This window comes from Microbacterium sp. ZW T6_19 (assembly GCF_044987465.1).
In the GTDB taxonomy this organism is placed as follows: domain Bacteria; phylum Actinomycetota; class Actinomycetes; order Actinomycetales; family Microbacteriaceae; genus Microbacterium; species Microbacterium natoriense_A.
The window spans coordinates 211,536-230,652 of record NZ_JBJDRH010000004.1 but is presented as its reverse complement, the minus strand read 5'-3'; the positions used below and the strand labels follow the sequence as shown (position 1 = coordinate 230,652).

18 protein-coding genes are annotated in these 19,117 nt (G+C 67.2%); 7 read left to right on the top strand and 11 right to left on the bottom strand.

Annotated elements, in window-relative coordinates; all coding sequences use genetic code 11:
- The first annotated feature begins 63 nt into the window (after positions 1–63).
- Positions 64–564, top strand: coding sequence for a GNAT family N-acetyltransferase (locus ACI3KT_RS08140; protein WP_404903538.1), 501 nt, complete (start codon positions 64–66; stop codon positions 562–564).
- 7 nt (positions 565–571) lie between these two features.
- A complete protein-coding gene (locus ACI3KT_RS08135; protein WP_130498376.1) occupies positions 572–1,066 on the top strand; it encodes a MarR family transcriptional regulator in 495 nt (164 codons plus the stop codon).
- Positions 1,067–1,069: 3 nt separating this feature from the next.
- Here the strand turns inward: ACI3KT_RS08135 and ACI3KT_RS08130 are convergent, their stop codons facing one another.
- Positions 1,070–2,011, bottom strand: a complete 942-nt coding sequence (locus ACI3KT_RS08130) for an NADP-dependent oxidoreductase (protein WP_404903536.1) — start codon at positions 2,009–2,011, stop codon at positions 1,070–1,072.
- Between the two features lie 108 nt (positions 2,012–2,119).
- Here ACI3KT_RS08130 and ACI3KT_RS08125 point away from each other — a divergent pair, with 108 nt between their 5' ends.
- A complete protein-coding gene (locus ACI3KT_RS08125) occupies positions 2,120–3,058 on the top strand; it encodes a GlxA family transcriptional regulator (protein WP_292907809.1) in 939 nt (312 codons plus the stop codon).
- Between the two features lie 26 nt (positions 3,059–3,084).
- Positions 3,085–3,993 carry a pseudouridine synthase gene (locus tag ACI3KT_RS08120; protein ID WP_404903534.1) on the top strand — a complete coding sequence of 303 codons (909 nt, stop codon included), beginning with the start codon at positions 3,085–3,087 and terminating at the stop codon, positions 3,991–3,993.
- Here the strand turns inward: ACI3KT_RS08120 and ACI3KT_RS08115 are convergent.
- The 7 genes from ACI3KT_RS08115 to ACI3KT_RS08085 form a co-directional block, all read right to left on the bottom strand.
- The gene (locus ACI3KT_RS08115) at positions 3,980–4,639 is read right to left on the bottom strand and encodes a methionine ABC transporter permease (RefSeq protein ID WP_404903532.1); all 660 of its coding nucleotides are present in this window, start codon (positions 4,637–4,639) and stop codon (positions 3,980–3,982) included. The two genes, ACI3KT_RS08120 and ACI3KT_RS08115, sit on opposite strands and share 14 nt — an antisense overlap.
- Positions 4,639–5,682 (bottom strand): methionine ABC transporter ATP-binding protein, encoded by a 1,044-nt coding sequence (locus ACI3KT_RS08110; RefSeq protein WP_404903530.1) that lies wholly within the window; start codon positions 5,680–5,682, stop codon positions 4,639–4,641. The genes ACI3KT_RS08115 and ACI3KT_RS08110 overlap by 1 nt, the downstream gene beginning before the upstream one ends.
- Positions 5,683–5,757: 75 nt before the next feature.
- Positions 5,758–6,669: a MetQ/NlpA family ABC transporter substrate-binding protein gene (locus tag ACI3KT_RS08105; protein WP_292907817.1), complete on the bottom strand. Its 912-nt coding sequence runs from the start codon at positions 6,667–6,669 to the stop codon at positions 5,758–5,760.
- A gap of 123 nt (positions 6,670–6,792) precedes the next feature.
- The gene (locus tag ACI3KT_RS08100; protein ID WP_404903528.1) at positions 6,793–8,508 is read right to left on the bottom strand and encodes a Na+/H+ antiporter; all 1,716 of its coding nucleotides are present in this window, start codon (positions 8,506–8,508) and stop codon (positions 6,793–6,795) included.
- A 66-nt stretch (positions 8,509–8,574) separates the two neighbouring features.
- Positions 8,575–10,383 carry an ABC-F family ATP-binding cassette domain-containing protein gene (locus ACI3KT_RS08095; RefSeq protein ID WP_404903526.1) on the bottom strand — a complete coding sequence of 603 codons (1,809 nt, stop codon included), beginning with the start codon at positions 10,381–10,383 and terminating at the stop codon, positions 8,575–8,577.
- A gap of 6 nt (positions 10,384–10,389) precedes the next feature.
- Positions 10,390–11,106, bottom strand: coding sequence for an alpha/beta fold hydrolase (locus ACI3KT_RS08090; RefSeq protein WP_404903524.1), 717 nt, complete (start codon positions 11,104–11,106; stop codon positions 10,390–10,392).
- A gap of 4 nt (positions 11,107–11,110) precedes the next feature.
- Positions 11,111–11,893 carry a hypothetical protein gene (locus ACI3KT_RS08085; protein WP_404903522.1) on the bottom strand — a complete coding sequence of 261 codons (783 nt, stop codon included), beginning with the start codon at positions 11,891–11,893 and terminating at the stop codon, positions 11,111–11,113.
- A 112-nt stretch (positions 11,894–12,005) separates the two neighbouring features.
- Between ACI3KT_RS08085 and ACI3KT_RS08080 the strand changes: the two genes are divergently transcribed.
- The 3 genes from ACI3KT_RS08080 to ACI3KT_RS08070 are packed head-to-tail and all read left to right on the top strand — an operon-like array spanning position 12,006 to position 14,951.
- Positions 12,006–13,565, top strand: coding sequence for a DUF222 domain-containing protein (locus ACI3KT_RS08080; protein ID WP_404903520.1), 1,560 nt, complete (start codon positions 12,006–12,008; stop codon positions 13,563–13,565).
- Between the two features lie 55 nt (positions 13,566–13,620).
- Positions 13,621–14,160, top strand: coding sequence for a hypothetical protein (locus tag ACI3KT_RS08075; protein WP_404903518.1), 540 nt, complete (start codon positions 13,621–13,623; stop codon positions 14,158–14,160).
- Positions 14,154–14,951, top strand: coding sequence for a hypothetical protein (locus ACI3KT_RS08070; RefSeq protein ID WP_404903516.1), 798 nt, complete (start codon positions 14,154–14,156; stop codon positions 14,949–14,951). Before ACI3KT_RS08075 ends, ACI3KT_RS08070 begins: the two co-directional genes overlap by 7 nt.
- A gap of 89 nt (positions 14,952–15,040) precedes the next feature.
- Here the strand turns inward: ACI3KT_RS08070 and ACI3KT_RS08065 are convergent, their stop codons facing one another.
- The 3 genes from ACI3KT_RS08065 to mmsA are packed head-to-tail and all read right to left on the bottom strand — an operon-like array spanning position 15,041 to position 19,086.
- Complete coding sequence (locus ACI3KT_RS08065; protein WP_404903514.1) at positions 15,041–16,159, bottom strand: substrate-binding domain-containing protein; 1,119 nt, start codon at positions 16,157–16,159, stop codon at positions 15,041–15,043.
- A gap of 60 nt (positions 16,160–16,219) precedes the next feature.
- A complete protein-coding gene (gene mmsB / locus ACI3KT_RS08060; protein WP_292907835.1) occupies positions 16,220–17,569 on the bottom strand; it encodes a multiple monosaccharide ABC transporter permease in 1,350 nt (449 codons plus the stop codon).
- Complete coding sequence (mmsA, locus tag ACI3KT_RS08055) at positions 17,566–19,086, bottom strand: multiple monosaccharide ABC transporter ATP-binding protein (protein ID WP_404903700.1); 1,521 nt, start codon at positions 19,084–19,086, stop codon at positions 17,566–17,568. The genes mmsB and mmsA overlap by 4 nt, the downstream gene beginning before the upstream one ends.
- Between the last annotated feature and the right edge of the window lie 31 nt (positions 19,087–19,117).

Here is a 19,117-nt window from a genome sequence, read left to right as displayed (position 1 = left end):
ACGGGCGGTCGCGCTGGAGCCGGTCGTCATACGTCGGAAATACGGCCTTGGCATGCTGATGAGATGAGCATCGTCATCGAACGGGTCGAGACGTCGACGTCCGCACTGTCCGACTTCATCGCGGCCCATCACGCGGACATGCAGGGAACCGCTCCGCCCGAGAGCCAGCATGCGTTGGCGATCGAACGGCTTCTCGCCCCCGGCATCCGCTTGTTCGCGGCGACGCTCGAGGGCCGGATCGTCGCATCGGGCGCCCTGGCGCCGGTGGATGAGGACCACGAGGAGCTCAAGTCGATGCGCACAGATCCGTCCGTGCGCGGCCGCGGGCTCGGACGGGCGATGCTCGCCTTCCTGATCGACGACGCCGCAGGGCGCGGCATCCGTCGTCTGTCTCTGGAGACCGGAAGGCACGACTTCTTCGCGCCGGCCCGTGCGATGTACGCGAAGGCCGGATTCGTCGAGTGCGCGGCCTTCGGCCGCTACCTTCCCGACGAGAACAGCGCGTTCATGACGCTGACGCCGGTACCGCCAAGGTCCCCCGACTCGGCGTTGCACCCGCGATAATGAACGGATGAGCGAGGTGGATGAGGTCGACCGGATCGTCGGCGCGTGGAACACGCAGCGACCGGACCTCGACTTCTCCCCGCTCGAGGTGCTCTCGCGCGTGGACCGCTTGACGCGGCTGCTCGACCGCGCGCGCCGTGACGTGTTCCGCCGCAGCGACCTGGAGCCGTGGGAGTGGGACGTGCTGTCCGCTCTGCGGCGGGCCGGCGCCCCGTTCCAGCTCTCCCCCAAGCAGCTGCTGCAGCAGACCTTGGTCTCCAGCGGAACCATGACAAACCGCATCGATCGGCTGGTAGGGCGCCGCTTCGTGCGCCGGGAGTCCGACCCCGCCGACGGTCGCAGCGTGCTCGTGACCCTGACGGACGACGGACGGATCCGGGTGGATGCTGCGATCACCCGCCTCGTCGACGTGGAGGCCGACCTGCTGCAGGGGCTGTCCCGCAGCGACCGCGAACGGCTGGCCGGCCTCCTCCGCAAGCTCAGTCTGAGCTTCGACGCCTGAGTCCTACACGGTCGGGTCGACGATGACGGCGACCTTGCCCGTGACCCGGCCGGATTCCACCCGTTCCTGCGCCGCGGCGAGGTCGTCGAGCGGGAACTCCGAGTCGAGGTGCACGCTCACCCGGCCGGCCTCGGCCAGGGCCGCGATCTCGGCGAGCTGACCGCCGGACGCGGCGACGAGGATCCGTCGGATCGGCCCGGCGCCCCACGACGCGAGCTGAGCGGCGTGATCGTCGGAGAGCCCGGTGATCGTGACCACGGCGGTGCCCGCCTTGACCGAGCCGCGCGGAGGCAGCGTGTCGTCGACCGTGATGACCACGGCATCCACCGGGGCGATCGCGGCGAGCGCCTGGTCATCCCGATAGTCCACGGTCTGTCCCGCGCCCCAGGAGCGCAGCAGCTCGTTCTTCGCGGGGCTGCCGGTGGCTACCACCTCCGCACCGCGCGCCGCCGCCAGCTGGATCGCGAGATGCCCCACGCCGCCCGCGCCGCCCAGCACCAGCACGCGCTGGCCGGCGACCACACCTGCCGCCTCGAGCGCCTGCCAGGCGGTCAGGGTGGTGAGAGGTGCGGCCCCGGCCTGCGCTGTGCTCCAGGTCGAGGGAGCCGCCGCGAGATCCTCTGCGGCGACCACCGCGTACTCGGCGAGGGTGTGCGCGGCATCGGGGAACGCCGCGAGCGCGAACACCCGGTCGCCCACAGCCCAGGCGTCGACACCGGAGCCGACCGCCGCGACGACGCCCGCGACGTCCCACCCGGGGAGGTCGGTGTAGATGATCTGTCCGAAGTCGGTCGCGGCCGCACGGATCTTCACATCGACGGGGTTGAGACCGGCGGCGCCGACCTTCACGAGGACCTCTCCATGTCCCGGGACGGGAACCTCGATGTCGATGATCGAGATGACCTCGGATGCTGCTCCGGCCCCGGAGTACTTCGCTGAACGCACGTGATCCACCTTTCGCTGCTGGCCGTTCCGGCCTGTGAGCCTCCAGCCTGGTCGATCCGATCTCGGCGCAACAGTGGCCAGAAGGTCAATGTGTGTCACGATATAGCCATGCACAAGATCGTCGTCGTCGCGCTCCCCGGGGTGTTCCCCTACGAACTCGGCATTCCCGCCCGCTTCTTCCGTGCCGCGCTGCGCGAGGGCGAACCGCTGTACTCGGTGACCACGTGCACGCTGGACGGCCGACCGGTGCCGACGAACGCCGATTTCTCGATCACGCCGACCGCCGATCGCACCGCACTGGAGTCGGCCGACACGATCATCGTTCCGCCATGGAGTGCCGCCGAGATCTCCGGAGACCCCATCGGGCTCAGCGACTTCGCCGATCGGCGCATCGTCAGCTACTGCACCGGAGCGTTCACGGTCGCGGCATCCGGCCTCCTCGACGGCAAGGAGGCCACCACCCACTGGTGCTCCGCCGACGACTTCGTCCGGCGCTTCCCTCGCGTCCGCCTGCGTGCCGATGAGCTGTTCGTCGACTCCGGGTCGATCCTGACCGCTGCCGGCGCCTCCGCCGCGGTCGACGCGACCATGCATCTCATCGCGAGCGACCACGGCTCGGCCGTCGCCGCCGCGGTCTCGCGGGCGACCCTTGCGGCTCCGCACCGGGGCGGAGGACAGCGACAGTTCGTCGCGCGTCCGACGATCACCCTCCCTGCCGACGTCGGCTCCGCGAGCGACATCCAGAACTGGCTGATCTCCCGGATCGACGAGCCGTTGTCGCTGACCGAGGTCGCCGACCGCTTCGGGATGAGCGTGCGCACCCTGACGAGGCGATTCCGTGCCGAGACGGGGCGCACGGTCGGCGACTGGTTCGCCGACGCCAGAGTCGACCGAGCGCGCGAGCTGCTCGAGACCACGGATCTGCCCGTCGATGCCGTGGCGGCGAGCTCGGGCTTCGCGACGGCGGCGGCACTGCGCAAGCACTTCCGCGAGCGGATCGGGCTGGCGCCTCAGCAGTACCGGTCGCGCTTCACCCGCGCGGCATAGAGCCGCGTAGGCTTGATCGAATGGGCATGCCCTCCCCCCTCCCCGTGCGCGACGGCGTCGGCGCGACCCGCCTGCACGTGCCGTTGAGCGGCGACTGGCCCACCGTCTCGGCGTACATGATCGAGCGCTTCTTCCACCTCGACCCCGAGCGACTGCTGACGCGCTTCGACCGCGGTGAGATCGTCGCGCGCGACGGCAGCGCACTGAGCCGCGACACGCCCCTCGGCGCCGAGGAGTTCGTCTGGTACTACCGCGAGCCTCCGGTCGAGAAGGCCATCCCCTTCGATGTCGACGTGCTGCATCAGGACCGCGATCTCGTCGTCGTCGACAAACCACACTTCCTGCCGACGACCCCCGGCGGGAAGTTCGTGCAGAATTCCGCGTTGGTGCGGCTGCGCAACCTGCTCGACATCCCCGAGCTCACACCGATCCACCGCCTCGACCGTGCGACGGCCGGCTTGCTGATGTTCTCGACTCGTCGCGAGACGCGCGGCGCGTATCAGCTGATGTTCGAGAACCGTCGGGTGCAGAAGGTGTACGAGGCGGTCTCCGACCGGCCCTCCGACTGGGACCCGTCGGCATTCCCTCTCGTCTACCGCAACCACATCGTGAAGAACCGCAGCGAGGTGTGCGTGCGGGTGGACACCGCGCGCGAGCCGAACTCCGAGACGCTCATCGAGCTGCTCTCCGCCGACGAGCTTTCGGTGCACACGCTGCTGCGCCCGCACAGCGGCAAGATGCACCAACTGCGGGTCCATCTCGCAGCTCTCGGGCTCGGCATCCGGGGCGACGGTTTCTATCCCGTACTGCTGCCGGAGGCGCCCGACGACTTCGAGCGCCCGCTCCAGCTGCTCGCGCGCGAGCTGCACTTCGTCGACCCGCTGAGCGGGACCCCGCGCGAGTTCATCACCCGCAGGACGCTCAGCGCCGCATGACCTTGCGTGCGAGGCGTGTGCCCAGCAGCTGCACGAGGTGCACGAACACCACGATCAAGACGATCGCCGTCCACATCACGACCGGTTCGAACTGCCGGAAACCGTAGATCTGCGCGAAGGCGCCGAGACCGCCGCCGCCGATGAGGCCTGCCATCGCGGTCATGTCGATCAGAGCGACGACGATGAACGTGTAGCCGAGGATGAGCGGCCCGAGTGACTCGGGTATCGCGACGGTGAACAGAATGCGCCACGGGCCTGCTCCCATCGAGCGAGCCGCCTCGATCACTCCGGGCGAGACCGACACCAGGTGCTGCTCGACGATCCGGCCGATCGCGAAGGCCGCTGCGAGGCCGATCATGAAGGCGCCGGCTGTGGTGCCGATGCCGGTGCCGACCACGAAGCGGGCGAACGGCTGGGCGACCGCCACGAACAACACGAACGGAATCGGCCGAAAGAAGTTCACAGCGAGATTCGCGACGACGGCGACGGCCCGGTTCTCCGCGAGACCACCGGGGCGGGTGACGTAGAGGATGACGCCGATCGCGAGGCCGAGGACGCCGCCGAGCACGAGGGCGAAGGACGTCATGTACAGGGTCTCGAGCGCGGACTTCCACAGCTCGGGCCACAGTTCGTTCAGACGATCCATCAGCGGACCTCCTCTTCCGCGATGACGGTCACTTCGACGCGTTCGGCGATGCTCGCGAGCGCCCGGTCGATCGCGGACGCGCCGCCGCGGATCGCGAGGGTCAGGTGACCGAACGCGCGTCCGCGGATGTCGTTGATGCCGCCGTAGATGAGCTCGAAGTCGAGTCCTGCTCCCGCGAGGTCGAGGAAGACCTGCGCCTGCGAGGAGTCGCCGTCGCGGAACGAGAACGTCACGATCCTCCCGCCGTGACGCTCGCGCAGCACCGCGAGCTCGGCGGGCGACGGCACGCCCTTGACGACCGTGCCCACGAAGCGCTGGGATGCCGGGTTCTGCGGTGCGGAGAACACATCGAACACGTCGCCCTGCTCGATCACGCGCCCGCGCTCCATCACAGCGACCTTGGTCGCGATCGTCTGAATGACATCCATCTCGTGCGTGATCACGATGATGGTGACGCCCTGCTCCTCGTTCACGCGTTTCAAGAGGTCGAGCACCTCGTGCGTGGTCTGCGGATCGAGGGCGCTTGTGGCCTCGTCGGCGAGCAGGATCGCGGGCCCGGTCGCGAGAGCTCGTGCGATGCCGACACGCTGCTTCTGTCCGCCCGAGAGCTGCTCGGGGTACGCCCTGGCCTTGTCCGCGAGCCCGACGAAGCCGAGCATCTCGGTGACCCGGGCCTCGATGTCGGCCTTCGACCAGCCAGCGAGAGCGAGCGGATAGGCGACATTCGCCTTGACCGTCTTCGAGGCGAACAGATTGAACTGCTGGAAGATCATGCCGATGCCGCCGCGCACCTTGCGCAGCTCGCGCTCGGTGAGGGCCGTGATGTCGACGTCGTCGACGGTGATGGTGCCGGCGGTCGCCGGTTCGAGGGCGTTGATCAGACGGACGAGGGTGGACTTGCCCGCCCCGGAATAGCCGATGATGCCGAAGACATCGCCCTTCTCGATCGACAGCGTGACATCGTCGACGGCGACCACGTCGCCGGAACCGGGCGAACGGGACGGATACGCCTTCGAGACATTCGAGAGGGTGACGATCGGCATGTGCGGCTCCGGTCTACTGCTGTCAACGGAGAATCGGGTGGCGCGGTGCGCCACCCGATTCTCTCAGTCGTGCTGCTACTTCTTGTCCTTCGTGTCTGCTTCGACCTTCTTCAGCGACGCCACGAGGTCTTCGACGGGGATCTGCAGCGCGACGGCAGTGTTCCCGGACGACTCGAGCAGGCCTGCCTGCACGTCCTCGTTGGTCTGGAAGATCTCGACGAGCTTCTGGTAGGTCTTGTTGTCGGCGTCCTCGGCCCGCGCCGCGAAGATGTTCACGTACGGCAGCGCGTTCGGGTCTTCAGGGTCGTCCTGCGCGATCGCGTCTTCGAACTTGAGCCCGGCGTCCTCGACGAAGTCGTTGTTGATGATCGCAGCGGCCACGTCGGGCAGCGAGGTCGGGATGAGCGCCCCCTCGAGAGCGGTGATCTTGACCTTCGACTTGTCGGTGTCGACGTCAGCGAGGTCGGAGAAGATCGTGCCGCCGCTCTTGAGCTCGACGAGACCTGCCGACTGCAGCACGAGCAGGGCCCGCGCCTGGTTCGAGGCATCGTCGGGCACGGCGACCGTTTCGCCCTCGGGGATGTCCTTCACATCGTCGTACTTCGTCGAGTAGAGGCCGAGCGGATAGATCGCGGTGGAGCCGATCGGAACCAGGTCCTCACCGGAGGCGTCGTTGTACTCGGCGAGGTAGACGATGTGCTGGAACTGGTTGAGGTCGATCTCGCCCTCGGTGAGCGCCGGGTTCGGCTGCTCGTAGGAGCCGAAGTCGACGAGTTCGACTGTGATGCCCTCGTCTGCGGCGGCCTCGACGAACGGCGCCCACTGCGCGTCGCCCTTGCCGACGACGCCGATCTTGACGGTCTCGTTCTCGGTCGACTCGCCCGAGCCGGAGCCGGTGGATTCGGATGCCGTCGCGCAGCCCGCGAGGGCGACGAAGAGCGGGACCGCGGCGAGCGCGGCGATGATGGACGTTGTGCGACGGGTCATGTGAAGGGTTCCTCTCTTGGGGGACTCTTCAACGGTAGGCAGGCGTCAGGCATCCGATGGAATCGAGTGTCACATGACGTCACAGCGCTCGACCCACCCTGGGTCCCTGAGCCTGTCGAAGGGTCAGTCGAATTCCTCGATGCCCTGCAGCCGCACCTGCTCGAGATCGAGGCGCGCAGAGATGCGACGGACCACCATGTCGTCGACCGCGCCCGAGCGACGAAGGCCCAGCAGCACCTCGCGCTTGCGATCGAGCAGGGCGAGCTTGAGGCGGGTGTGCTCCTCATGGCGGATGAGCGGCGAACGCTGTGCGAGGTCGACGGCCGTCGAGGTCGCGATGATCTGCAGGGAGCCGCTGCCCGCGGCATCCGAGTCGACCATCTCGAGGCCCCCTCCGTCGTAGGGGTCGGGTTCGTCGAGCATCGCGTCGAGGACGTTCGCCTCGGCGTCGACGACGGCCTGCTCCCGGGCCAGGGCTCGCGCGTTCGCGTACTCCAGCATCATGTAGCCCTCGCTGCGCACGCGGTCGAGCACCTCCTGGCCGACGCCGTGCTCGGTCGCGAGATCGTCGAGCGCGGAGAGGGCGGCACCTGAGATCGTGCGTTCTGCGAGCTCGTACTCCTCGATCTCCGCCGTGTCGGACGGCGGACTCGCCCAGCGCACGACCGCAGGCAGCAGCGGCCCCTGCACGAGAAGGCTGAGCAGGATGACTCCTGCGGTGACGACCACGATCTCGTCGCGCCCCGCTCCCCCGATTTCGACAGGCACCGACAGGGCGATCGCGAGCGACACGGCGCCGCGCATGCCCGCGACGGTCGAGACGAGGCGCATCCGCGAGCGGAGTCCTCGCGGAGGCCGAGGCCCGGGAGCTCTCTGGAAGAGGACGTTCAACAGCTGGAAGAAGTAGCGCACCAGGAGAAGCACGACCCACACGGCGAGGGTGGTCAGCACCAGTCGGCCGACCGCGGCCGCCGAGATCTCGTGCACGACGTACTGCACTTCGAGGCCGATCAGCACGAAGAGCGCCCCGTTGAGGAGGAAGACGCCGAACGGGAAGGCCGCCTCCGACTGCCGCCGAGACGACGCGGTGGTGATGCGCGGCGACACGTAGGCGATCACGAGGCCCGCGACGACCACGGCGAGCACTCCCGAGGCGTGCATGATCTCGGCCAGCAGGAACGCGGTGAAGGGCACGAGCAGCAGGGTGACGTTGATGACGGCCGTGCGCGTCGCCTGACGAAGGAGCAGGTACGCCAGCGCGGCGATCACGGCGCCGGCCAGGACGCCGCCGACGTACGACACGAGCACGGTCCAGGTGATGCTCCACGGGGTGACGTTCCCACCGACCGCGAGCGAGATCGCGATCGCGTAGAGCACGAGCGCTGTTCCGTCGTTGGTGAGGCTCTCGGCCTTGAGCTTCATGAACGTGCGGCGCGGCAACAGACGGCCGAGTGCCGCCACCGCCGTCGCATCCGGGGGCGCGACCGCAGCCCCGAGGATGAGGGCGATCTCCCACGGCATCCCGAGAAGCACGCCGACGCCCGCGACAGCGAAGGCTGATGCGACCACCAGCAGCGTGCTCATCGGGAGGATGTAGCGGAAGTCTCGCCTGATCGAACGCAGCGAGGTCGTCAGGCTCTCCCAGAACAGCATCACCGGCAGGAAGAGCAGCAGCACCGTTTCCGGAGGCAGCTGCACTTCGCGCAGCGCGGGGACGAATCCGAGGAGCAGGCCGAACACCACGAGAACCAGCGGCAGAGCGAGCCGGATGCGTGGCGCGAGCAGCGTGCCTGCGAGGATCGTGAGCCCGAGCAGGACGGTGACTTCGAGGCCTTCCATGTCAACCTCTCAACAGTGGTGTCTGAAGGATATTCCCCCGCAGCGTTCCCCCGCGGGCGGAGCCGGTCAGCCGATCTCCTCGGTGAGCTCGAACCAGCGGAGTTCCAGCTCCTCGATCTCGGCCTCGGTGTCGCCGATCGCCTTCATCTTCTCGCCGAGACCCGCGTAGTCGGCCTGATCGTGGTCGGCGAGCGCGCGCTTGGCGGCATCCACCTTCTCGGTCAGCTTCTGGATGCGCCGCTCGAGGGCGGCGACCTCCTTCTGGGCCGTGCGCAGCGCGGCTCCGTCGAGTCCCTGGGGCGCGGTCTTCGCGGAGGCCGCCTTCGCAGGCTCGGCGTCCTGCAGATGCCGGAGGCGGAGGTACTCGTCGACGCCGCCGGGGAGGTGGCGCAGACGTCCATCGAGGATCGCGTACTGCTGGTCCGTGACGCGCTCGAGGAAGTACCGGTCGTGGCTGACCACGAGGAGCGTGCCCGACCACGAATCCAGCAGGTCCTCGATCGCCGCGAGCATGTCGGTGTCGAGATCGTTGGTGGGCTCGTCGAGGATCAGCACGTTGGGCTGATCGAGCAGCACGAGCAGCAGCTGAAGTCGCCGCTGCTGGCCGCCGGAGAGGTCCTTGACCGGGGTCGAGAGCTGGGCCGAGTCGAACCCGAGCCGTTCGAGAAGCTGCCCCGGCGTAAGATCCTGCGCCTTGGATCCGGCCCCCATCGTGTACGAGGTGCGCAGGCCCGAGATGATCACGCGGACCGGGTCGTTCCAGTGCTGGTCGAGCTCGTCGAGGCGCTGCGTGAGCGTCTGCACCTTGACGGTCTTGCCGCGCTTCACGCGCCCGACCGTAGGCTCGACGCTGCCTGCGATCAGGCCGAGAAGAGTGGACTTGCCGGCGCCGTTGACACCGAGGATGCCGGTGCGCTCGCCCGGCGCGATGCGCCATTCGATGTCACGCAGGACGACCTTCTCCTGGGTCCCCGAGCCTGTCGAGGGGTAGGTGACGCCGACGTCGAGGAGATCCACGACGTCTTTCCCGAGGCGCGACACGGCGAGCGACTGCAGCGAGACCTTGTCGCGGATCTCCGGGACGTCGGCGATGAGCTCATTGGCCGCATCGATGCGGAACTTCGGCTTGCTCGTGCGAGCGGGCGCGCCTCGGCGCAGCCAGGCGAGCTCCTTGCGGGCGAGGTTCTGCCGCTTCGCCTCCGTGGCCGCCGACATCCGGTCGCGCTCGACGCGCTGCAGGATGTACGCGGCATAGCCGCCTTCGAAGGGCTCGACGATGCGGTCGTGCACCTCCCACGTCTCGGTGCAGATCTCGTCGAGGAACCAGCGGTCGTGGGTCACGACCATGAGCGCTCCGGAGTTCGCCGACCACCGCTTCTTGAGGTGTCCGGCGAGCCAGGTGATGGCTTCGACGTCGAGGTGGTTGGTGGGCTCGTCGAGGGCGATGACGTCCCAGTCCCCTGCTAGCAGCTTCGCGAGCGAGACCCGACGGCGCTGGCCGCCGGAGAGCGAGCCGATCTCGGCATCCCAGGGCAGATCCTTCAGCAGCCCTTCGATGACGTCGCGGATGCGTGCGACGCCCGCCCACTCGTGCTCAGGCATGTCGCCCACGACGGCCTGACTGATCGTCACGTCATCCGCAAGCGTGTCGGCCTGGCTCAGCACTCCGATCGTGGTGCCACCGCGCACCGTCACTCGGCCCGAGTTCGGCTCCTTGAAGCCGGCGAGCATGCCGAGCAGGCTGGACTTGCCGTCGCCGTTGCGGCCGACGATGCCGATGCGATCCCCTTCCTCGATGCCGAGGGTGACGGAGTCGAAGACGACTCTGGTCGGGTATTCGAGGTGAAGCGCTTCGGCTCCCAGAAGATGTGCCATGTCATATCAAGGGTACTCGCCGAACACCTCGGGCACGGATGCCGTGAACTCGTCGAAATGGCTGTACCAGACGGTGTGGGCGGCGGAGCGGATCCCGCGCACGCTCACGCCCTGCTCGGAGAAGCGGTGCCTGTCATCGTCGGTGACCCAGTTGCTCGGCTCGGCGTGCACGAGGATCGCCCCTTCCCGGGGCATCAGCACGACATCGTCTCCGCACGAGATCGACGCGCTGGTCGCCGGGTCGAAGCAGGCCGCGGCACGGGCTTCGACCTCGGCATCCTTCGCGGTGTAGAACGGGCGGGAAGAGCGAAGCCACGCCGGATCCTGCCGATTACGGCGGTCGCTCTCGTACCGCTCGATGAGCCGCGTACGGTCGTCGCCGCCCGTGAACGACAGGGCGGAGTCGACGTATACGGTCACCTCGGCGTCGAGTCCGGCGGCGGCGAGCACCGTGGCGCCATAGGAGTGGCCGATCGCGTGGAGCGGACGCTGCGGTGCTCGTGCCTCGAGGGTCGCGGTGACGGATGCCGCGGCCTTCGCCACCGTGAGATCGGGGTCGCGGGGCGAGAGGCCGTGCCCCGGGAGGTCCATGGCGAGCACGCGGTAGCCGTGCTCGACCAGCAGAGGGATGACGCGCCACCAGCTCTCGGCGGATCCCATCAGCCCGTGCAGCAGGAGCGCGGTCTTGTCGCCGTGTCCGACGTCGACGGTGCGCAGCAGCATCCGATCACTCCTCCCGCAGCGCCACATCGACGACCCGCCGATGCCGCTCCTCGAGCTGCGCGTCCCACACCCCGAGGAGCTGGAACGTCGTGATGCGGAACGCGAGCGCCCTGATGAGGTATCGGCCGTCGCCGCCGAGCATCTCGTGCATGCGCTCGGGGGCCAATCCGTGCCAGCACGCCGCGTCGGCCACGACGATCGCATCGGCGTATCCGGTCGGCCGCCAGTACGGCGCCCAGTCGATGATCGCCGGCGGGTGCCCCTGCGCGAACATCACGTTGCCGAGCAGATCGCCGTGGATCATCTGCGATGCGTCCGAGACCGGGCGGAACGCCGCCGCAAGACGGCGCACCACGCCGTCGTCAGGCAGGGGCTCTTCTTCCCAGGCGATCCGGTCCGCCCTCGCCCAGGGGTCGTCGGCGAAGTCGAGGAACGAGGGTCGTGGGAGCGGGACGAGTGCGGCGTGGAAGGCTGCTCCGGCGCGGAGTACGTCTGCGACACGGCGTTCGTCGGCCTGGCCGGGCAGCCATTGCCAGGCTTCCCAGCCGTCACTGGTCCATCCGCCTGATAGCGCGGGAATCGGTCTGGAGATGCGGAATTCGGCACTGTGACGGAGTTCGGCCAAGACCTCGGCCTTCCAGACGGTCTCAGCATCGCCGCCCGAGGGTCGAAGGATGAGAGGGCCAGAGCGCCAGGTCAGCCCTCTCCCACCGGGAAGGTTCTCGAGGTCGTTCTCGGATGCGCCGAAATCGGCGAGGGCACGACCGGAAGGCGGGGACGGCGACATGGAGCCACCCTACGCGAAGGTCGTTATCGTTCTGTGATCATCGGGGCCTGCGATCGCCTCGAATCTTCGTTCGAATGTCCGTGGCCCCTGGTGTACTGGACTCATGGACGCGATGATCGACGCAACCGACTCCCAGATGGCGACTCTCGCCGATCTGCTCGAGTCGCTCGCCGCGGCCGACGCGACCGTGAACGCCATGATGGCGGCGCGTGACGGCCTGCTCGCCCTGGCGGGGCGGATGGCCGTCGACATCGCGAAGCAGGGCGACCACACCGACGGCGGCGACATGACGATGCGCACGGTGGCTGCCGAGATCGGGCAGCGGCTGCGGGTCAGCGACCGCACGGTGGAGCGGCGGATCGCCGAGGCCTCCTGCCTGGTCGACGGCTTTCCTACCGTGTGGGCGGCGCAGGGCGCCGGTCGCATCGCCGCGGCGCACGCGCATGTGATCATCGAGACGGGTACGCAGCTGATCGATGCCGTTCAGCGCGACGCCTACGCGGCCGCCGTGCTGCCGCTGGCCGAGGTCGAGTCTCCGAACAGGCTGCGCCCGCTCGCCCGACGTATCGTCGAGCGGTTCCAGGAGCTCCCGGTCGATGATCGCCACCGCCAAGCGCGATCGCAGCGGCGAGTGTGGGCCCGCGATCAGGACGACGCGATGGCAGACCTCACCCTGCACGGACCTGCCGTGCTCGTGCACGCGATGATGGACCGGCTGTCGCAGATGGCCCACGAGATCCGCTCTGAGAACCTGCGTGCGGCGAAAGAGGCGCGGGGGATCGGCGGCGATTTCACACCCGATGCTCGCTCGGTCGACGAGATCCGCGCCGACCTGCTCGCTGATCTCGTGCTCACCGGCTCGCCTGCGGGTCACGACATCGCAGACGGGTTGCTCGGCGAGATCCGTGGACGGATCGAGATCACCGTGCCCGTGATGACTCTGATGGGTCAGGATCTCGGAGCGGATGCCGGTCCGGCGCCCGCCCGCGGCGATGAGCACGGCTGGCCGATCGCGAGCACCGCAGAGTCTCCCGCCGAGTCCGCAGGAACGAATCCAGATCCCCGTTCGTTGAGCGAGCGCAGCGAGACGAAACGCCCCGTCACTGACGACACCGATGCCGACGGCCGTTCGCCGAGCGGGAATAGCGCCGACGAGACGAAACGCCCCACGATCGACGGTTTTCCGCCCGCGATCCTCGACGGCGCGGTTCCGATCGACACCCGCACGGCACGCCTCCTCGCCGGGACCACTCCTGGCTGGGACCGGGTTCTCACGCACCCTGTCACCGGTGCGGTACTCGCCGCCGACCGATACCGGCCGCCGGAACAGCTCAAGCGTCACCTTCGAGCCCGCGACCAACGATGCCGGTTCCCCACGTGCGGGCTCGCCGCCCGCAAATGCGATCTCGACCACAATGACGCCGCTTCCACGGGCGGATCCACCAGCGAAGGAAATCTGAGCGCGTTCTGCCGGCGACATCACACCTTGAAACACGCCTCTCCTTGGCATGTGAAACACCAGGCGCGCGGGCTGCTCGAATGGACGAGTCCGACTGGCCGAACGTACCTCGACACTCCCCCGCCACCGAACACCGTCGTGTTCACTACGGAGACGTCCGAGCCGTGCGATTCCGTCGAGATCTTCGTCGACCGTGTGCGAGCGCCGTTCTGAGACGACCTGTGGATAACTTTCCCGCTGTCACCCCGATCCGGGTTACCGTTTCGGGGTGACATCGCACAGGACCGCATCCCACGCCCTCGCCGGAATCGGCGCTGCACTGCTGATGGTCGCGGTCCTGTCAGGGTGCACGCCAGAGCCAGAACCCACTCCGACACCCACTGCGGCCTTCGCCAGCGAGGAGGAAGCCTTCGCGGCGGCGGAAGAGGTCTACGAGGAGTACCTCGCCGCCTCGGCCAAGAGAGCGGCCGGGGATGCATCATCTGCTCCCGAGTCCTTCCTGACCGGCGATGCCCTGCAAGCCGACGTCGATGCGCAGCGCACATTAAAGGAGCAAGGAATCTCGATATCTGGCTCTAGCACGATTCACCAGTTCAGCCCCGTATCCGCCGACACCTCGGGGCGAGTCGCAAAGGTCGTCGCGGACGTCTGTGTTGACATCAGTGCTTCACGAGTCGTAGACACCTCGGGAACTGACGTGACGCCAGCTGACCGCCCCGACCGCAGCTTGATCACGGTTACGTTCACAGGCTCTTCAGCAGAACTGTTCGTTGCATCATCTTCTTCGCAGCAGGGGGATGAATGCTGACAGCAACGATTCTCGTGAGCCTGATCTTGGCGCCAGCGCTTCCGAACACTGCGCTCAGCCAGGCCGCCGCCAGCAGCGCCACCTGCGATATCGCCATCGTCCAGGCTCTCGGATACTGCCCCACCGTTGATAACACCGGCAGCTCGGTGGATCTGACGGGCACGAGAACCGATCCCGGCACCGACTCCACAGACGGCACATCCGATCCGGACACCAAGACCTTCACGCCCGTCGAGAAGTGCAACATCACGACCACGACCATCGAGTTCTGTCCAGTGTCGCCGACGGTCAACGGCGTCGGAGAGATCCCCGAAGTCACGCTCACAGACCTCGCGCAGTTCGCCCCGGCTCCCGCGACCCTTTCCGCGGAACCCTCCAACGCCGGAATCGCCGACATGCCCACGAACTTCCTCGGCGCGGCATCCGTGCACACGCAGACCGGGAGTCTGTTCGGCTTCCCGGTCACCGTCCGCTTCACCCCGGTCGGCTACGACTACACCTACGGCGACGGCACGAACGCTACGGTCACGACAGCGGGGCGCTCGTGGGGCGACCTCGGTCAGGCGCAGTTCACCCCCACCCCGACCAGTCACACCTACACCGAGCGCGGCACGTACAACGCCGGTCTCAGCATCCGCTACTCGGCCGAGGTCGACCTCGGCCGCGGTTGGTACCCGATCGCCGGACAGCTGACGATTCCGACCGCACCCCAGCAGATCCAGATCTTCGAGGCTCACACGGCCCTCGTCGCCCACGCCTGCACCGAGAAGCCCACCGCCCCCGGCTGCTGATTACTGAGCGGTCTGCCCGCCTCGCACGCAAAAGGGCGGGCCGCCCGAACCCGAAGGTCCGGACGGCCCGCCCGCGATGTCAGAACCGCTTACTGGTACGACTTCACGATCTCGAGCAGGCTCGGAACGTTCGCGTACGCCTCAGCGGCGTTCTCCTTGGTCACGATGACCGGGTCGAGCAGGTAGGCCGGAACGACCTTCACGCCGTTGTCGTACGACTCGGTGTCGTTGACGTCGACCTTGTCGCCCTTCTGCAGCTGCTGGACCATCTTGATCGACTGCTCGACGAGCAGCGTGGTGTCCTTGTTGATCGTGGAGTACTGCACGCCCTCCATGATCGACTTGACCGACTCGACCTCGGAGTCCTGACCGGTGACGACCGGAGCCGGCTTGCCGGCACCCGTGACCGAGGTGATGATGGCGCGAGCCAGCGTGTCGTTCGGCGACAGGACGCCGTCGAGCGTCTCGGAACCGTACGACGCGGTCAGCAGCGAGTCCATACGACGCTGAGCGTTCTCAGCCTTCCAGCCCTCGGTCGCGGTCTGCGCGATCTCAGTCTGGCCGGAGACGACCTTCAGCGTGCCGTCGTCGATCTTCGGCTGCAGCACGCTCATGGCACCGTCGAAGAAGACCTTCGAGTTGGCGTCATCGGGCGAACCGGAGAACAGCTCGATGTTGTAGGGAGCCGCGTGGCCGGCGCGCGCCTCGAGGCCGTCGAGCAGAGCGTTGCCCTGCAGTTCACCGACCTTGAAGTTGTCGAACGCGACGTAGTAGTCGACGGCCTCCGTGTTCTCGATCAGACGGTCGTACGCGATGACCGTGACGCCGGCGTCGCGAGCGGCCTCGACCTGGGTCGCGAGCTGCTTGCCGTCCTTCGCGCCGATGATGATGACCTTCGCGCCACCCGTCACCATGGCCTGGATCTGGTTCTGCTGCTCGGCGACCGTGTTCGACGCGGGAGCGTACTGGACGTCAGCCTTGAAGCCAGCCTTCTCCAGACCGTCGGTGAACAGCTGACCGGCCAGGACCCAGTTCTCACTGGTCTTGTCGGGAAGCGCGACGCCGATCGTGGCATCCGCAGCGAAGCCCTTCGTGGCCGCCGTTTCGGTGCCGCCGTCGGTGCCGCCGCCGCGCTCCGAAGAGCAACCGGTGAGGGTGAAGGCTGCCGCTGCGACAAGCGCTGTCGCTGTGACGATGATCTTCTTCATGCGATCTCTTTCTCTGGTGAGGGACAGATTCTCTGCGCGAGCCATGCGCGGGGAATCCGCCTACTTGCCGCTCGTCTTGTCGACAGCGGGGGTTTCGTAGGTCTGGTTGGGAGTGAGCGGCGGAACGGCCGGAGTCTCCTTCGACGCGAACCGGCGCATGATGAAACCGGTCAGCGAGGGTCGACCCTGCTGCTTGTTCCATACGTCGACCGCGACGGCGAACAGCAGCACGAGGCCCTTGATCATCGAGACGACGTCTGCGCCGGCGCCCATGAGGGCGAGGCCGTTGTTGAGGAACGCCATCACGAGACCACCGATGATCGACCCGATGACCGTGCCGATACCGCCCGAGACCGCAGCGCCGCCGATGAACACCGACGCGATCGCGTCGAGCTCCCAGCCGTTGCCGTCCTGTGGACCGGATGCCGCCGCGCGGGCCACGTAGATCATGCCCGCGAGAGCCGCGAGGACCGACATGTTCATCATCACGAAGAAGTCGACCCAGCGGTCCTTCACGCCGGACAGACGGGATGCCTGGCGGTTGCCGCCGACCGCGTAGATGTGGCGGCCGAACACCGTGTTGTTGGTGACGAACGAGTAGAGGATGACGAGCACGAGCAGGATGATGCCCGAGACCGGGAAGCTGGTGCCCGGGCGGCCGGTGGCGAACAGCCAGCCCGCGACCAGGATCACGGCCGAGATCAGCACGACCTTGATGACGCTCACCCAGAGCGGCGCGCTGACGGAGCCCATCCTCTTCTGCACTCCGCGGGTGCGGATCTCCCAGAACACGATCCACGCGACGCCGAGCAGGGCGAGGACCATCGTGAGCACGTTGAAGTTCAGCGGCAGTGCGAGCTCGGGCAGGTATCCGGAACCGATCACCCGGAATCCCGGCGGGACAGGGATGGTGGTGGACTGTCCGATGAACTGGTTCGCACCGCGGAAGAACAGCATTCCGGCCAGCGTCACGATGAACGCGGGGACGCCGACGTAGGCGACCCAGAAGCCCTGCCAAGCACCGACGAGGATGCCGACGCCGATGCCCAGCACGATCGCGAGAGGCCAGGGGAGGTTCCACTCCGCCATCGACTTCGCGACGATGATGCCGGTGAACGCCGCCACCGAGCCGACCGACAGGTCGATGTGGCCCATGATGATCACCATCACCATGCCGATCGCGAGGATCAGGATGTACGAGTACTGGTTGACGACGTTGATCAGGTTTTCGGGCGACAGCGTGAGTCCCGTGCCCTTGACGACGAAGGTGAGCAGCTGGAACAGCGCCAGGATCACGATCAGGCTGCCGAGGATGCCGAACTGGCGCAGCTTGGACTGACCGCCGCCGAACATCTTGGTGATGTCGCGGAAGTGGAATGACGACGACGTCTGCGAAGTGTCGGTGCTCATGCGGAAGCCTTCTGGTTCGAGGAGGTCATGCTGCGCATGAGGGCCTCCGGAGTTGCCTGATCGGCCGGGATGCAGTCGGTGACCCGGCCTTCGAAAACGGTGTAGATGCGGTCGGAGATTCCCAGCAGTTCAGGGAGCTCGCTGGAGATGACGATGACACCCTTGCCCTGAGCTGCGAGCTGGTTGATGATCGCGTAGATCTCGTACTTGGCGCCGACGTCGATGCCACGGGTCGGCTCGTCGAGGATCAGCAGGTCGGGATCGGTGAACATCCACTTCGCCAGCACGACCTTCTGCTGGTTCCCTCCGGACAGCTTCCCGACGCCCTCCTCCACGGACGGGGTCTTGATGCGCATGGCCTTGCGGTATTCCTCCGCGACCGCGTACTCGGCGCGCGAGTCGACCACGCCGTGCTTGGAGATCTTCGACAGCTTCGCCGCCACGGTCGACCTCTTGATGGTGTCGAGCAGGTTGAGTCCGAGCACCTTGCGGTCCTCGCTCACGTACGCGAGCCCGTGCTTGATGGCCGACGCGACGTCGGGCAGCACGATCTCTCGTCCGTCCTTGATCAGGGAGCCGGAGAGGAAGTTGCCGTAGGAGCGGCCGAAGATGCTCATCGCGAACTCGGTGCGCCCGGCGCCCATCAGGCCGGCGATGCCGACGACCTCGCCGCGACGGACGTTGATGCTCGAGCCCTTCACGACCATGCGCTCGGAGACGCTCGGATGCTGCACCCACCAGTCCCTGACCTCGAAGAACACCTCGCCGATGTTCGGCGTGCGGTCGGGGTACCGGCTCTCGAGCGAGCGCCCCACCATGCCGCGGATGATGCGGTCCTCGTTGATCTCGCCCCGGGAGATGTCGAGCGTCTCGACCGTGCGTCCGTCTCGGATGATCGTGATCTCGTCGGCGATCTGCTCGATCTCGTTGAGCTTGTGGCTGATGATGATCGACGCGATCCCCTTGGCCTTGAGGCCGAGGATCAGGTCGAGCAGGTGCTGCGAGTCGTTCTCGTTCAACGCCGCAGTCGGCTCGTCGAGGATGAGCAGCTTGACGTCCTTGTTGAGCGCCTTCGCGATCTCGATCAGCTGCTGCTTGCCGACGCCGAGGGTCTTGATGGCCACGTCGGGATCTTCGTTGAGGCCCACGCGTGCGAGCAGTTCGACGGCGCGCTGCTTCTGCGCCTGCCAGTCGATGCGGGCGCCCCGGCGGATCTCGTTGCCGAGGAAGATGTTCTCGGTGACCGACAGCTCCGGGATCAGCGCGAGCTCCTGGTGGATGATCACGATGCCCGCGGCTTCGCTGGCCGCGATGTCCTTGAAGCGCTGCTCCTGCCCGTAGAGCAGGATCTCGCCGTCGTAGGTGCCGAACGGGTACACACCCGACAGCACCTTCATGAGGGTGGACTTGCCCGCACCGTTCTCGCCGCAGATCGCGTGGATCTCACCGGAGCGAACGGTGATCGAGACATCGGACAGTGCCTTGACCCCGGGAAACTCCTTGGTGATGCTGCGCATCTCCAAGATGGGGCCTGATACGACCGGCAAC

Excerpts from the sequence above, each read along its gene's own strand:
- ACI3KT_RS08140 (WP_404903538.1), top strand. The coding sequence starts at position 64 with ATGAGCATCGTCATCGAACGGGTCGAGACGTCGACGTCCGCACTGTCC.
- ACI3KT_RS08135 (WP_130498376.1), top strand. The coding sequence starts at position 572 with ATGAGCGAGGTGGATGAGGTCGACCGGATCGTCGGCGCGTGGAACACG.
- ACI3KT_RS08125 (WP_292907809.1), top strand. The coding sequence starts at position 2,120 with ATGCACAAGATCGTCGTCGTCGCGCTCCCCGGGGTGTTCCCCTACGAA.
- ACI3KT_RS08120 (WP_404903534.1), top strand. The coding sequence starts at position 3,085 with ATGCCCTCCCCCCTCCCCGTGCGCGACGGCGTCGGCGCGACCCGCCTG.
- ACI3KT_RS08115 (WP_404903532.1), bottom strand. The coding sequence starts at position 4,639 with ATGGATCGTCTGAACGAACTGTGGCCCGAGCTGTGGAAGTCCGCGCTC.
- ACI3KT_RS08110 (WP_404903530.1), bottom strand. The coding sequence starts at position 5,682 with ATGCCGATCGTCACCCTCTCGAATGTCTCGAAGGCGTATCCGTCCCGT.
- ACI3KT_RS08105 (WP_292907817.1), bottom strand. The coding sequence starts at position 6,669 with ATGACCCGTCGCACAACGTCCATCATCGCCGCGCTCGCCGCGGTCCCG.
- ACI3KT_RS08100 (WP_404903528.1), bottom strand. The coding sequence starts at position 8,508 with ATGGAAGGCCTCGAAGTCACCGTCCTGCTCGGGCTCACGATCCTCGCA.
- ACI3KT_RS08095 (WP_404903526.1), bottom strand. The coding sequence starts at position 10,383 with ATGGCACATCTTCTGGGAGCCGAAGCGCTTCACCTCGAATACCCGACC.
- ACI3KT_RS08090 (WP_404903524.1), bottom strand. The coding sequence starts at position 11,106 with ATGCTGCTGCGCACCGTCGACGTCGGACACGGCGACAAGACCGCGCTC.
- ACI3KT_RS08085 (WP_404903522.1), bottom strand. The coding sequence starts at position 11,893 with ATGTCGCCGTCCCCGCCTTCCGGTCGTGCCCTCGCCGATTTCGGCGCA.
- ACI3KT_RS08080 (WP_404903520.1), top strand. The coding sequence starts at position 12,006 with ATGATCGACGCAACCGACTCCCAGATGGCGACTCTCGCCGATCTGCTC.
- ACI3KT_RS08070 (WP_404903516.1), top strand. The coding sequence starts at position 14,154 with ATGCTGACAGCAACGATTCTCGTGAGCCTGATCTTGGCGCCAGCGCTT.
- ACI3KT_RS08065 (WP_404903514.1), bottom strand. The coding sequence starts at position 16,159 with ATGAAGAAGATCATCGTCACAGCGACAGCGCTTGTCGCAGCGGCAGCC.
- mmsB (WP_292907835.1), bottom strand. The coding sequence starts at position 17,569 with ATGAGCACCGACACTTCGCAGACGTCGTCGTCATTCCACTTCCGCGAC.
- mmsA (WP_404903700.1), bottom strand. The coding sequence starts at position 19,086 with ATGCGCAGCATCACCAAGGAGTTTCCCGGGGTCAAGGCACTGTCCGAT.